We start from the raw sequence: 14,475 nt of genomic DNA on the forward strand, positions 1-14,475 counted from the left end.
TTTTGCTTCTGTTTTCTTGTATCAAGGCAAGAAAATGAAGTGGGGATTGGGGCAAAGCCCCATTTTAATGATTACCCACTATAAACCATACAGAGACAAATATAAATTCAATATGTGTTTTTTGAGATATTGTAAAAAAGCAATTTCTTTGTACTTAACCGCAAAATAAATAGAAACATATTTATGGAATTTAATTCAATACTGTTTGCCTTTGCTTTAACCTTATTTGCCGGATTAAGTACCGGAATTGGAAGTGCTATGGCCTTTTTTGCCAAACGCACCAATACCCGGTTTTTAGCAATTTCGTTAGGTTTTTCAGCGGGTGTGATGATTTATGTTTCGTTTGTTGAAATTTTTATGAAAGCCAAAGATACTATGGTGGAGGCTTATGGCGAAGCTTCAGGTACCTGGTATACGGTAATTGCCTTTTTTGGTGGTGTTTTGTTTATTGCGTTGATCGATAAATTTATTCCTTCGGCAGAAAACCCGCATGAGTTACATTCGGTGGAGGAAATGTCGGCCTCGCCCAAAGTAAAAGATAAAAAACTAATGCGTATGGGTATGTTTACAGCCCTTGCCATTGGTATTCATAATTTCCCCGAAGGTTTAGCCACTTTTACTGCCGCTTTGCAGGACCCTAATCTGGGTATTGCCATTGCTGTGGCTATTGCCATTCATAATATTCCGGAAGGTATAGCTGTTTCGGTACCCATATATTATGCTACCGGAAGCAGAAAAAAAGCCTTTCGTCTCAGTTTTTTATCCGGATTATCCGAACCCATTGGTGCTTTAATTGGTTATTTAATATTAATGCCATTTATGACACCCTTAACCTTCGGAATCATCTTTGCCGGTGTAGCAGGTATTATGGTGTTTATCTCGTTGGATGAGTTATTACCATCGGCACGTGAATATGGCGAGCATCATTTATCCATTTATGGATTATTTGCCGGAATGGCTGTAATGGCAGTCAGTCTTCTATTGTTTTTATAATACTTGAGAATATATAGTTATGAGAAAATTGATTGGTTGTTTAATCGCAACCATAGTAGGAATTAATATACTTAATGCTCAAAATACCGATGCCAATATATTTGGTGATGTACAGTCTGAAGGGGAGCATCTTCCGTTTGTAAGTATTTATTTAAAAGGCACCCAGTATGGGTCAATGACTGATCATACGGGTCACTACATGTTAACCAATCTGCCCGAAGGGGAGCATATTTTGGTAGCCAGCTTAGTGGGATTTAAACCGGTTGAAAAGAAGGTGCTGATTGTAGCAGGTAAAACACTGGAAATTAATTTTGTTTTGGAAGAAAAGGTTCTATCGCTGGATGATGTAGTGGTTACCGGCACCAAAACCTTTAAGCGTAAAACCGAATCGGCTGTGGTGGTTAATGTGTTGGAAGGCAAAAAGCTTGAAATGCTGCAGGCAGGAACTTTGTCTGAAGGATTGGCATTTCAACCCGGCTTGCGCATGGAAACCGATTGCCAGACCTGTAATTACACTCAATTACGCATGAATGGTTTGGGTGGAGGATATTCTCAGATATTGATTAATAGTAGACCTGTTTTTAGTCCATTAACCGGTTTATACGGGTTGGAACAGATACCCACCAATATGATTGAGCGCATTGAGGTAGTTCGCGGTGGAGCATCTGCTTTGTATGGAGCCGGTGCCATTGGCGGAACGGTAAATGTAATTACCAAAGTGCCTGCTAACAGTTCTTTTTCGGCTTCTACCAGTCGATCGGTAATAAACGGAAGTGCAACCGATCAGCAAATTAATGCCAATGCCGGCATTTTATCCGATAGAAAAAACTCAGGACTCACCTTATTTGCTTCGCATCGTAATAGAGAATCATACGATCATAACGGAGATGGCTTTAGCGAATTACCTAAGTTAAAGAACAATTCATTTGGGCTGACTTCCTTTTTTCTACCGGCTCCCAACCATAAACTGGAAATAAGCCTTTCGAGCATGTACGAATATCGTCGTGGTGGCGATAGTGAAGAGCTACCTGCATATCTTGCCGAACAGTCGGAAGAGAGAACGCACAATGTGCTGATGGGCGGTGTTGATTATTCGTTCAGTTTTAATGATAATCTATCGTCACTGGCTGTATATCTGGCCGGGCAAAATACACAAAGAGATCATTACACCGGCATAAAGCCCGAAGCAGATGATGAAGGCTATATTGAGCATTTAGAGAATCCTCCTTATGGCATTACCGATAACGAAACGTACATGGGTGGTTTTCAGTTGAATCATCTTTTGTCTGAATTTGTTACTGGCAAAAACAACCTTACCGTGGGAGCAGAATACAACTACGATATGGTGAATGATGAGATTAAAGCCTATGATTATCTGCTGGATCAAACCACTCGAAATGTGGGAGGATATTTGCAAAGTGATTGGGATATCACCCGTAAATTGAATCTTTTAACCGGATTAAGAGCCGATAAGCATAATATGGTCGATCATGTTATTTTAAGTCCCCGTGTTTCGGCTTTATATAAGCAAAACGGAATGCAGTTACGTGCCAGCTGGTCAACCGGCTTCAGACCGCCTCAGGCTTTTGATGCTGATATGCACATTGCTTTTTCCGGTGGGGGCATTCGTCGTATTTTATTGGCTGATGATTTAGAGGAAGAACGATCGCAGAGCATCAGTGCATCTGTCAATTACGATAAACCAACTGAGCAATATATTTGGGGCGTTACCTTAGAAGGTTTTTACACCCGTTTATACGATGCTTATGTATTGGAAGAGAATGGTGTTGATGAGCAGGGAAATGCTATTCTGGAAAAGCGGAACGGACCGAATTCAACTGTGCAGGGAGTTACTTTTGAATTTCGCGGAAACTATAACAGAAGATTACAGTTAGAGTCGGGTATAACTTTGCAGTCGAGTATTTATGATGAGGTAGTTTATTGGTCGGAAGAACTGGAAGGAACCGACAAGTATTTGAGAACCCCCGATGCCTACGGTTATTATACATTAACTTATACTTCGCTGTGGGGTGTTCAGGGAGCTTTATCCGGGGTTTATACCGGACCCATGTTAGTACCCTACTACAATGGTCCCGAATTACGCGAATCTGATGCTTTTTTCGAGCATAATATAAAACTTTCTTATGGTATGGATTGGCATCGGGTAGGTGTAGATGTTGAATTCTATGGAGGCGTTCAGAATATTTTCAATGCTTATCAGAACGATTTTGATACTGGAAAAAATCGGGATAGTAATTATATTTACGGACCTTCTCGTCCGCGCACTGTTTACTTTGGACTGAAGGTGATGAGCCTGTAATAGTAAATTATTTGAGTGATGCTAAAAAAAGAAAGATATCAACGTACCATTGAGTACTTTCAAAAAAATATGCCCATTGCCGAAACCGAATTACACTATTCCAATCCATACGAATTGTTGGTGGCGGTTATTCTATCGGCGCAATGTACCGATAAAAGGGTAAATCAATTGACTCCTGCCATTTTTGAACGTTATTCGCATCCCGAAGATATGGCGGCTGCAACACCCGAAGATGTTTTTGAATTGATTCGTTCGTGCAGTTATCCAAACAATAAGAGTAAGCACTTAGTTGGGATGGCTAATATGCTGGTAAATGATTTTAACGGTGTGGTGCCCGATGATATTAAAGAACTGCAAAAAATGCCGGGTGTGGGGCGCAAAACAGCCAATGTAATTGCTTCGGTAGTATACGAAAAACCGGCAATGGCTGTAGATACTCATGTATTTAGGGTAGCTGCCCGAATTGGTTTAACCACCAACTCAAAAACACCTTTGGATACAGAAAAGCAGTTAGTAAAGTTTTTTCCCGAGGAATTACTGCCCATTGCCCATCACTGGTTGATCCTGCATGGTAGATATGTGTGTATTGCACGCAAACCTAAGTGCGGTAGATGTGGTTTAAAAGACTTTTGTAAATTTTTTGAACAACAAACGATCAATGCGTAATAGTAACACTTACAGATCGTAAGGAGTGATGTAGGGTAGGTGCTTATTTGTTGTTTAACAATTATTAACTGCGATAATTTGTTAGTTAAGGCATAAAGTTCCCATATTTGCAGTAGGGATTTTCATAAAATTGGATTTAGTTAGCTGATTTAAGGGTAAGGACAGATTTTTATCTGTCCTTTTTCTTTTTTTACCGCACTAAGCTAACCTTCTCACCATTAACATGATTTAACTTTGTTTGAACTTTGTTCACTGAATAATTTCAGACATTTGTTGTGTAGATTTTTTTTCATAGATTTTGGATTTAGTTAACGAACTGATAAGGTAGGACAGATTTCTCGATCTGTCCTTTTTTTATGTGTAAAGTAATGATTTAACATGAATTAACCTTGTTTGGATTTTCTTTACTATAATAGTTCGCATATTTGCACTGTAGATTTTTATTCATAGATTTGGATTTAGTTAACGAACTGATTTAAGGGTAAGGACAGATTTTTTAATCTGTCCTTTTTTTATGCTTTAAAGAGGATTATCCCTTTATCTTTAGTCTATATCCTGATAGTGGAATATTCGGAGACGCACTAATCGAAACTCAGTTTCGAAATTCGGATTGTCAGTGATAGTTGCGAACATGGCGGAATGGTGTCTCGAGGTACGAGAGATGTGCCTGAAGCCATAAGTTCGACAACGATGCGTAGCAATCGCCTCAATCCGAAAGATTTTTGATTCCTTTTTCTAAAAAAGGAATTATTTAATCAAACAAAGGTATAATGCATTGAAGATTGCCTCGAGCTAGTTCACTTTTTTGCAACAAACTTCTGAGATTCAAATTTGTGTTAGGAAATATTTTTATTCAAGAGGATTTGCGAATTTTGTTTCACTTCAATTGCTTCCAAATCAACGAGTTTTTAGACACTCTTAGTGAGGTTCTGACAAGAAAAGAACTGCTATTTCACAACAAAGCTGTCCAAATTGTTTTAATTAACTGGGCTACACTCATCTTACTCATAAAACTAAGGTTGGTTGCCTAAAAACGTTTAAACTCACTGCGTTCAAACAAAAACGATTTTTAACCGTCAATCTAACCTTGTTTTGGGTTCACTGGCTGAAGCTTACTAAGAAAACGCTTCAAATGCAATTTTTTTTTATTTGGAATTGCTCTCGTTCCGTAACAAATACCTGCTGATTTTACTTGTAAGCTTACCGGGATTTTAGTATCTTATGATCAGTTTAAACCTCTAAAATCAGCGCTATGGATAATCTGTTTTTACAATACATGAAAGATCGGTCCGGACAGCGGAAATCCTCCGATGTTAAAAAGAAAGAAGGTGGTCCGGCTATTACTATCTCGCGAGAATATGGTTGTCATGGTCAACGAATCGGACAATTACTTGCAGAGAGAATTAGTGAAGAATTAAAAAAGCAGGGAGTGAAGAAAGAGTGGCGAATGATTAGTAAAGAAATTCTGGAACGTTCTGCTTCTGAATTAAAATTAACACCTGCTTTGTTAGAAGATTTAAGCGATTATAAGCAAAAGAGTTTCTTTGAAAATCTGGCCTTGTTTTTTAGTCAGGAATACTACCCGGGGGATGTGAAAATTAAAAATACAATAGCCAAGTTTTTGCACGATGAAGCTGAAGAAGGAAATGTTGTAATTATAGGTCGTGCCGGAGAAGCTATCACAAAAAGCATAAAAAGATCATTCCACGTTAAAATGGAAGCACCTTTAAACTGGCGTGCTGAAGTGGTTTCAAAAGAAGAAAACCTGAGCTTATCAGATGCTAAAAAACGTTGTATTGATCAGGACAAGCGAAGAGCCAGCTTTAGAAATTACTTTGAAAAAGACCGTCCTGATGTTGATTTCTTTGATATACGAATAAATGCCATGAGCATGACCGATGAAGAGATTGTAAATCTTTTATTCTGTTTTGCCCGTTCAAGAGGATTTATAGAATAGCTGATTACAGATAGCTTCGCATTAGTTGTTCGGCTTGTGATTTATAAGAATATCCAAAAAGATTGAGGTGATTTAAAACATGATATAATAGGTAAATATTCTGCCTGTATTCGTAGCCTTCTTTTAAAGGGTAAGTTTGATTATAGCTCTGATAAAATTGAGGACTAAATCCGCCGAACAACTTAGTCATGGCGAGGTCGGCTTCGCGATGGCCGTAATAAACTCCCGGGTCAATCAAAACAGCCTTATGGTTGGTGTCAACCATATAATTACCGCCCCATAAATCTCCATGTAGTAAGCTAGGAGCTTCTTTGCTGCCAGATAATATGTGAGAGATATTTTTTTCAATTCCGGCAAACAAGCGCTTGAATCCTTCGTCGGAATATCCATTTTTTTCGCAAAGCAAGAATTGATATTTAAGCCGTTTGTTAAAATAAAAGTTGGTCCAGTTGGTTGATTCAGAGGTTTCGGGGATGTTGAGTTGAGGAGTTGATCCGATAAAGTTATCTTCATAAAAACCAAAGTTATCAGAAGTAAACCGATGCATTTGAGCAAATGCTTTTCCAAAATCATCAAAAAAGTGCTTGCTTTTTGAGCCTTGCTCAATGTTTTCAAGCAGAAGAAAATCATCGCCAACCGCTAAAACCTTCGGAATTCTGATACAACCCGCTTTAGATAACTCTTTTAATCCGTTTGCCTCGTTACGAAACATTGAATTGTTGAACCCGGCTTTTAAGAAATAATTGTGGCCATCGTCTGTTTTTATCACTTGAGTTTGAGCAATACAACCACCACCCACTGATTGATGTTTGACAATGGTTGTTTGCAGAATATCTTCTATTTTCGATATCAGATCAGGCATTTTCAATATGTTCGATTAAACCTTCGCAGGCATCTTCTAGTAGGTCTAATACCAATTCAAAACCGGCAGCACCTCCATAATATGGATCCGGAACCGAAGTGTGTGTATATGTTCTGCAATAATCAGTCATCTTGCTTATTTTAGCTCGTTGTTCATCATTCTGAGCCATCATCTCCAAGTCTTCCACATTTTGATCATCCATTGCAACAATAAAATCGAAATAATCGAAATCAACTTTTGCATTTACTTTGCGGCTTATACTGGTTAGGTTATAATTCCGATTTACAGCATGGCGTTGCATACGTTGATCGGCAGGTTCGCCTGAATGATAACCGGCCGTTCCGGCAGAATCAATTTCCAATTTGGCATCCAATCCTTTTTTTTCAACCAGAGCTTTCATCACAGCTTCGGCACTGGGGCTTCGGCAAATATTACCCAGACATACAAAAAGTACTTTTGTTTTATCCATTCTCATCAATTTTATCTCAAATATAATAGTTTCGTATAGATGAGAAAGTATTTCTATTATGGATATAAGTACCTGTGGCAATCAGTACATAAATAATCCTTCCAATCGGTTCCAATATCAATGGGGTGATGAAATTCAAGTGGCTCATTGATACTTGCTGATTCTAATTGACCCGGCGTTCCTTGCATTAATATGCTGTGACAGGCATTACAGTCTTTGGTGATTTTATTCCCTGCCAGACTTTCATGTGTATCATTATGACATCTGAAACAACCGTTAAATTCAACATGACCAATATGATCGGGATAAACATCCCAGTTGGCTCCCATTTCAGGGAAAATGTTGTTAAGGTATCCATTTGAAATACCTTCAATAGCTTGCGTAATTGCTTCAGGCTGTAATTCGCTGTAATTTTCTTCATAAAAATGCTGAATAGTATTTTTTATTACCATCAGTGCTGTGTCGGTTGTAGGATAGGGATCTTTTAAGACTTCCATAGCTATATATTTTATCTGTGGTAGCTTTGGAATGTCACCCGATGAAATGGCATAATCCACAAAATCAGAAGGTAAATGATAATTGTGTGATGGACGGTTATGGCAATCCATACAGTCCATTGTGCGGATAGTAGCTGTTTTTATATCTTCCGGATCCAATGGGCCCCAGGTGTCCTCGTACAAGGTGGTATCGTTTGTTTTCAGATTGATGTATCGTACCCAGGGAATACTTTCTCTTGTTTCGTCTGCTGCGATATATTCAATTTTAACATTAGGATTAATGTGCCAGTGAATGCCTTCGGCCAGATTGTTAGAACTATGTTGGCTATTAGTTTTCATTTGCAATTGTATCATCCATTCAGTATTTAAACTGTCGGATAAGTAATGCTTTTCGGTATGTAAACGAGGAGTGTAGAATTTCTGCGGCCAGTGGCATTCTTCACATGTTTCTTTTGCCGGACGCAAGCTTGAGATGGGTGTGGGTATGGGTTTAGGATAGTTATTGGTAGCAACTGCATATACCTGATATAAACCAGAGAGCTTTGATTTAACATACCAATCAGCTCCCTGCCCCACATGGCATTCAACACAGGCAACCCGGGCATGTGATGAATTAGTATATGTAACGTATTCGGGTTTCATTACCTTATGACAAACTTTACCACAAAACTCAACCGACTCGGTATAATGGTAAGCTTCATAACTACCAACAGCTGATAGAAGCATGAGTACAACAGTGCCAATGAAAAATACAGATGCAGCATTTCTGTATCGTGGGTCATTAAAATCAATGACAATCCATTTTTTGTATTGTTCTATGTTGTTTTTGCGTGCTTTTCGTGTAGAAAAAAGCATTCCTATTGGGATTAGAATTAATCCAAGCAACATGATGCCGGGGAGTAAAATATATGAAAATAAGCCCAGGTATGAGCTTCCGGCATTAAAAATAAAGGAGAGTATGAATGATAAAATAATAAGTAAGATTGAAATGCCGGCGATTATAGTTCCGACCAGCGAAATGTGATTGTAGTAGGATTTTGGGAAACGCATAACGGTCAATTTTCTAATAATTTACGAAAATTATTCCATTAAAACAATTGTTTGTGAGAGGGAAGGTTCTTATATTTAGGTAGATATGATGCTTAATAGGCATTGAAGCTCTTTTGCAGGAACAAACTCAGTTTTCTGTTGTTTTTTTTATAAGTAAATTGCTTTTACTTTGAATGTTCAAAGGAAATAACGTAAGAAAATGAAAAAGAATAGCTTAATATTAGCACTACTCCTTATCACAGCAGGAATATCTGCCCAGGAAGAGTACAAAGACATTAAGAATGAAAAGTTTGAATATACAGCTGAACAACAACACGAGGTAGTTCAGTTTGATATTGATGATGTGAGGTTTAAAAGAAAACCTAAGAATATAATATTATTCATTGGTGATGGAATGGGGGCTGCACAGGTGTTTGCCGGAATTACTGCCAATGGAGGTGAGCTAAATATTCAGAATATGCCCTTTGTTGGATTCAGTAAAACGCAAAGTGCAGATAACTATGTAACAGATTCTGCTGCCGGAGGAACGGCTCTTTCATCAGGAAAGAAAACAACTAATGGTACCATAGGGTTAGATGCATATGGAAATAAGGCAACCACCATATTGGAATATGCAGAACGAAATGAAAAAGCTACCGGACTTGTTTCAACTTCTGCTATTACCCATGCAACGCCAGCATCTTTTATTGCCCATCAGCCCAGTAGAAATATGTACGAGCAAATAGCCGGTGATTTTATGAACACAGATATTGATTTGTTTATTGGCGGCGGCGCTGATTTCTTTATGAAAAGGGTAGATGGACGAGATTTATTGCAGGAGTTGAGAGACAAGGGATATAGAACTGCCTATAATATGCAGGAAATAGAGCCGGTAACAGAAGGTAAATTGGCTGTATTAACGGCAGTTGGTCATAATGCCGGCTACCGCGATAGAGGAGATATGTTAACCGAGGCTACTACCAAAGCCATTGAAGTGTTGTCCAATGCCGATAGTAAAGGATTCTTTCTAATGGTTGAAGGTAGTCAGATTGATTGGGGTGGTCATCAAAATGATGCTTCTTATAATACCGGCGAAGTACTAGATATGGATAAAGCGGTAGGAGAGGCTATTAAGTTTGCTATTAATGATCGTCGCACCTTAATTATTGTTACTGCTGACCACGAAACAGGTGGTATGTCGGTTAACGAAGGAGATATGAGTATAGGGTATATTAAAGCTGCTTATACAACAGGAGATCATACCGGAATTATGGTTCCTGTTTTTGCTATTGGTCCGGGTGCCGAAGAATTTACGGGAATCTACGAAAATACCGAGATATTCGAAAAGATGTATAAGTTATTTAAGTTTAAAGAGAAAGATAAGGATCAGTAAATATCTTACTGATAAAACGATTATGGGCTGGATAGTTTATCCAGTCTTTTTTGTTTTATAATTAAATCAAATAGCATTTTGCAAACGCCTGACTACAGGAATGCCTTCTCAACATAGCACTGACGTACTATGCTAGTACAGACGTCCCTCCGGGACTGTGAATTTTTATTCAACTATCATTAACATAGCACTTACGTACTATGCTGTTAAATACGTCCCTCCGGGACTACCTATATAGTTAAAGGGCATAGCCCTGACTGTATTAAAACAGTACGTGAGTGCTGTGATGAGCGAGAAGGAAATCAGAGCCCCGGATGGGGCGACTGTGTTAATACATCCTATATCAAACTATAATCCAAATAACGATTAATCACTACCAATACTCAATAAAAACAACCAACTACTCATTTGGATGTGAAACTTTTCTTATGTTTATGATATTTGATGGAAAGAATTTTCAACTTTACATTAAATCCTAAACCAATGAAGAAGCTTCTGTTTTTAATTTATCTAATAGCACATTTTGCGATATCTCAAGCCAACAATTCCAAGTCTTTAAAATATGATTTTAATATTGGCGATGAATTTGTGGTGAAAGTGCGGAGTTATGGGCTGGTTCATAATAAATTATCAATGCAATCTGTTATTTATGTTAATGAGTTAAATCCTACTTCAATTGATTTTTATTTTCTGTTTCAACCTCTCAGTAATAGTAGAGGAGTAACAAAAATGAAGGTGGACATTCATAGGGTAGTTCGATGGCACAACAATCGATGCTACGATACTCAAATACCCAATTATGCGATAGATAGTTATGAAAATATTTTTAAAGAACTGGTAAATAAATCGTTTACTATTACCCTCGATCAGCAAGGAAAGGTGTTAACTGTTAAAGGTATTGAAGGTATTTATGAAGATATACTGAATAAAAAATTCTCCGATAGCTTCAATCAGTTTTATAATACCAGTTTTCGATCAGCATTTTCTGCAGTAGAATTTAAAAAGGTGATTCAAAATATCTTTCCTCGATTGGACTTAGCATCTAATGTTTTAAAAGTTACAGATGCTTCTGATCTGCTAAATGTTATCTACAAGGCTACGACTTCACCCTATAAATATGATATATGTATATTGAATAATGGAGACATGGAACAGTATCTTCCATTTAAGGCCGATACTTTATTGTTTTCTAAGTCAAAAGGTAGATTTGTGAAGGGAGAAATAAAAAGTAATAAAGAGTTTTATGATGACGATGAACCTAATGGAGTAACTGGGTATAATAATTTCTCGAACGTTTTTGGGCGAGTTGCCAGTTTTGTTAATTATGGTGTAGAAGATAATAGATCTAATCGTGTTGTTTTAAAAGGCGTGATTAAAGGGAATACAGCCACTACAGGTAGTTTGTATGTGAAACAGCGTTACCCCGATTATGAGTCCTTTCAGAAGCAAGAATTTATGATAGAAAAGGATGGTACTTTCGAATTAACTTTTGACTTGCATCGACCAATGGATTTAACATTTCGTGTGGGGGCAATAACCTCTGATCTGACTTTTGCTAAAGATATTTTTTTAGAGCCTGGTGATGAATTGGAAATCAATATCAATAATCAAACAGAGAATCCGGAATGGAGCTTTGGTGGAAAATCAACTTTAAAATTTAATTTACTTGATAATATTAATAGTCAGATTAAGCCATATACTGTTACTGAAGGTGAGAATGTTGATTCGCTAATACAAAAGATGTGGGATCAGGTTCATTTATTGGAGCAGCAAATTAAGGATAAACCATTAACAACATGGGCAAAAAAGTATATTAAAACAAATCTTTTTGTCAACATAAATTATTCAATGAAAGGTTCTAATTATGTGTCGCGTAATTTAATTAAGGACTTAAAGGAGCTTCATGTGAAATGGATGGAGGAGATGGAAAGTGCCTTGTATATTTATCCTGAAACCAACAAAACCAGAGCTTTTATCGATACTTATATTAAGATTAAATCTGATGACCTTCAAAGGTACAGATGGAAGAATAATGGGACTGAGGTGCAATATAATTTAGCTAAAGTGTTGCTGGAAGGTGAGGTTCTTTATTATTCTGAAGGGAAATATTTAAATGAAGCCATCCAAAAGGCAGATCTTGAATTGGCAGAGAAAATGTTAATTGAATTCCAGGAGAAATTTCCATCTACCGAATTAGCCAATACGTTTAAGCGACAGTTAGGTGATTATTCCGTAATGAAGGAAGGCAAGCCGGCTCCAGATTTTACTTTACCTAATATGGATGGAAAAAACATTAGCCTATCTGATTATCAAGGACAATGGGTGTATGTAGTGTTTAAAAAAGTGCAGGATGATGTTAACAATGCAAATCTGCGTTTTTTGCAACTTTTAAATGATTCGGTACAAGGGCCGTTTAAAACTTTATTGGTTGTAACGGATAAGACAGCGAATTATAAGTTAATTAGTGAAATTAGGAAATTCTATACAGGTGATTTATTGTTAAACCCAGAGTGGAGTAATTCCGAAACCTTAAATTATAAAGCAACCAAATCTAACTCAGCCTTTTTAATTAATTCAAAGGGAGAATTTGAATTATTATGGGATCAGCATCTAAATTATGATATGGGTTTGGGCAATGGTCGATTCTTTCAGTATGCCAATGTTTTATCTGAATATATTCATCTTAAGCAACCTGAATTTTCAAAGTCAAAGATTCAGAAGAGTTACATTTATGGAAGTTTGGCTGTGATAATGTTGATAAGTGCTTTGGTGTGGTTTTACTTTAAAATGCGTCAGAAACAATTTGAAAAGGAAGAAGCTCGTAAACGCGAAAAGGTGCAATTGGAATTAAAGGCGATCCGTTCTCAGTTGAATCCACATTTCATGTTTAATACGCTAAACTCTATTCAGCATTTGGTGAGTGATGATCGAAACGAGGAGGCTTGTTTATATATTTCTGAGTTCTCGGGTTTGATGCGACAAGTTTTAAACGACTCTAATAAGATATTGATTCCTTTGGCCAGCGAAATAGAAGCTTTGCAAACATATCTGAAACTAGAGGCTCTGCGTTTTGGCTTCGATTATCATTTGGAGGTTGATCCTAATCTGGAGACAGATCTGATAGAAATTCCCGGATTGATGGTTCAGCCCTTTGTTGAAAATGCTGTTATTCATGGAGTTTCAAAACTAAAGGAAAAGGGACGAATACGAATATCATTCCAGTTACATAATAATAAGTTACTCTGTTGTGTTGATGATAATGGAGGCGGTTATTCCGAAGTTAAAAATACCTTGCTCAATGGGCAGGGTATTGCTTTGTCTAAGCGTAGGCTCGAGGTGATGAAAGAATCCTATCAATTGGAAATTGGATTAGATATCAAAAATAAAGGGGAGGCAGATCCCGCTAAAAATGGTACTTTAGTTGAAATAACCTACGAACTGAACGATGTCTGAAAGTAAATTGATAAAAGCCATTATTGTTGATGATGAGCCCAACAACTGTTTGTATTTGAGAAAACAACTGCAAAAGTATTGCATACAGGTTGAGGTTTGTGCTATGGCTAATAATGCAGCCGAAGGAGTTCAACTGATTCATCAGTACCAACCTGATTTGGTGTTTCTGGATATTCAAATGCCCGGAGGCAATGGTTTTGATTTGCTTGAGTCGATTTCGGAACGGGATTTTAAAGTAATTTTTGTTACTGCTTACGATCAATATGCCATAAAAGCCATTCGTTACTGTGCTTTCGATTATTTATTAAAACCAATCAATACCATCGAACTTCAAAAGGCCGTTGATAGAGTAGTGGCTGAATTAAAAGGTCATAAGAAGGAATCGAGACTGCAATATGAGACCTTAAAGCATAACGGTGCCCATTCGGCAAAACGTATTGCTTTGCCTTCGGCTCAGCGTTTGCTGTTTGTTGAGGTTTCGGATATTATACGATGTGAGGCTGAAAGTAATTACACTTCTATTTATCTTCAATCTGGTGCTAAGGAATTAGTGTCAAAAACCTTGAAGGAATATGAAGAATTGCTTGCTGAAGAAGGTTTTATCAGAGTACATCAATCACATCTGGTTAATGTGCAGATGATTCAATCCTACGAAAAAGCCGATGGAGGGTATTTACTCATGAAAGATTCATCGCAGGTTCCTATATCACGACTTCGTAAAGAAAAGGTAATGGAGGTGTTGGGAGGGGAATAAAGACGTCCTTTCAGGACTGTGAATTTTATTCAACTATCATTAACATAGCACTTACGTACTCTGCTATCACAAACGTCCCTAA

10 protein-coding genes are annotated in these 14,475 nt (G+C 37.5%); 7 read left to right on the forward strand and 3 right to left on the reverse strand.

All coding sequences use genetic code 11. The features are described from left to right. Positions 1 to 183: 183 nt before the first annotated feature. From zupT to KEM10_RS18180, 4 genes are all read left to right on the forward strand, one after another. Entirely contained in the window at positions 184 to 993 is an 810-nt protein-coding gene (gene zupT / locus KEM10_RS18165; protein WP_212217645.1) for a zinc transporter ZupT, read from the forward strand. A 19-nt stretch (positions 994 to 1,012) separates the two neighbouring features. Continuing rightward, positions 1,013 to 3,313 carry a TonB-dependent receptor gene (locus KEM10_RS18170; RefSeq protein ID WP_212217646.1) on the forward strand — a complete coding sequence of 767 codons (2,301 nt, stop codon included), beginning with the start codon at positions 1,013 to 1,015 and terminating at the stop codon, positions 3,311 to 3,313. Positions 3,314 to 3,331: 18 nt separating this feature from the next. Continuing rightward, a complete protein-coding gene (nth, locus tag KEM10_RS18175; protein ID WP_212217649.1) occupies positions 3,332 to 3,979 on the forward strand; it encodes an endonuclease III in 648 nt (215 codons plus the stop codon). Between the two features lie 1,252 nt (positions 3,980 to 5,231). Next, positions 5,232 to 5,936 carry a cytidylate kinase-like family protein gene (locus tag KEM10_RS18180; RefSeq protein WP_212217652.1) on the forward strand — a complete coding sequence of 235 codons (705 nt, stop codon included), beginning with the start codon at positions 5,232 to 5,234 and terminating at the stop codon, positions 5,934 to 5,936. A 4-nt stretch (positions 5,937 to 5,940) separates the two neighbouring features. Here the strand turns inward: KEM10_RS18180 and KEM10_RS18185 are convergent, their stop codons facing one another. From KEM10_RS18185 to KEM10_RS18195, 3 genes are read right to left on the reverse strand one after another with little or no spacing between them, the layout of a single operon-like run. Then, positions 5,941 to 6,798, reverse strand: a complete 858-nt coding sequence (locus tag KEM10_RS18185; protein WP_212217656.1) for a fructosamine kinase family protein — start codon at positions 6,796 to 6,798, stop codon at positions 5,941 to 5,943. After that, complete coding sequence (locus KEM10_RS18190) at positions 6,791 to 7,267, reverse strand: low molecular weight protein-tyrosine-phosphatase (RefSeq protein ID WP_212217659.1); 477 nt, start codon at positions 7,265 to 7,267, stop codon at positions 6,791 to 6,793. Before KEM10_RS18190 ends, KEM10_RS18185 begins: the two co-directional genes overlap by 8 nt. Before the next feature lie 56 nt (positions 7,268 to 7,323). Continuing rightward, the gene (locus KEM10_RS18195) at positions 7,324 to 8,814 is read right to left on the reverse strand and encodes a cytochrome c3 family protein (RefSeq protein ID WP_212217662.1); all 1,491 of its coding nucleotides are present in this window, start codon (positions 8,812 to 8,814) and stop codon (positions 7,324 to 7,326) included. A gap of 199 nt (positions 8,815 to 9,013) precedes the next feature. Between KEM10_RS18195 and KEM10_RS18200 the strand changes: the two genes are divergently transcribed. From KEM10_RS18200 to KEM10_RS18210, 3 genes are all read left to right on the forward strand, one after another. Continuing rightward, on the forward strand, positions 9,014 to 10,186 hold the full coding sequence (locus KEM10_RS18200) for an alkaline phosphatase (RefSeq protein ID WP_212217665.1): 1,173 nt from the start codon (positions 9,014 to 9,016) through the stop codon (positions 10,184 to 10,186). Positions 10,187 to 10,669: 483 nt separating this feature from the next. Then, positions 10,670 to 13,639 (forward strand): DUF6263 family protein, encoded by a 2,970-nt coding sequence (locus tag KEM10_RS24800; RefSeq protein ID WP_212217668.1) that lies wholly within the window; start codon positions 10,670 to 10,672, stop codon positions 13,637 to 13,639. After that, a complete protein-coding gene (locus tag KEM10_RS18210; protein ID WP_212217670.1) occupies positions 13,632 to 14,393 on the forward strand; it encodes a LytR/AlgR family response regulator transcription factor in 762 nt (253 codons plus the stop codon). The genes KEM10_RS24800 and KEM10_RS18210 overlap by 8 nt, the downstream gene beginning before the upstream one ends. Positions 14,394 to 14,475 lie beyond the last annotated feature (82 nt).

The sequence above is a fragment of the Carboxylicivirga linearis genome (assembly GCF_018271995.1).
In the GTDB taxonomy this organism is placed as follows: Bacteria; Bacteroidota; Bacteroidia; order Bacteroidales; family Marinilabiliaceae; genus Carboxylicivirga; species Carboxylicivirga linearis.

Coding starts and splice junctions, on each gene's coding strand:
- zupT (WP_212217645.1), top strand. CDS start 184: ATGGAATTTAATTCAATACTGTTTGCCTTTGCTTTAACCTTATTTGCC.
- KEM10_RS18170 (WP_212217646.1), top strand. CDS start 1,013: ATGAGAAAATTGATTGGTTGTTTAATCGCAACCATAGTAGGAATTAAT.
- nth (WP_212217649.1), top strand. CDS start 3,332: ATGCTAAAAAAAGAAAGATATCAACGTACCATTGAGTACTTTCAAAAA.
- KEM10_RS18180 (WP_212217652.1), top strand. CDS start 5,232: ATGGATAATCTGTTTTTACAATACATGAAAGATCGGTCCGGACAGCGG.
- KEM10_RS18185 (WP_212217656.1), bottom strand. CDS start 6,798: ATGCCTGATCTGATATCGAAAATAGAAGATATTCTGCAAACAACCATT.
- KEM10_RS18190 (WP_212217659.1), bottom strand. CDS start 7,267: ATGGATAAAACAAAAGTACTTTTTGTATGTCTGGGTAATATTTGCCGA.
- KEM10_RS18195 (WP_212217662.1), bottom strand. CDS start 8,814: ATGCGTTTCCCAAAATCCTACTACAATCACATTTCGCTGGTCGGAACT.
- KEM10_RS18200 (WP_212217665.1), top strand. CDS start 9,014: ATGAAAAAGAATAGCTTAATATTAGCACTACTCCTTATCACAGCAGGA.
- KEM10_RS24800 (WP_212217668.1), top strand. CDS start 10,670: ATGAAGAAGCTTCTGTTTTTAATTTATCTAATAGCACATTTTGCGATA.
- KEM10_RS18210 (WP_212217670.1), top strand. CDS start 13,632: ATGTCTGAAAGTAAATTGATAAAAGCCATTATTGTTGATGATGAGCCC.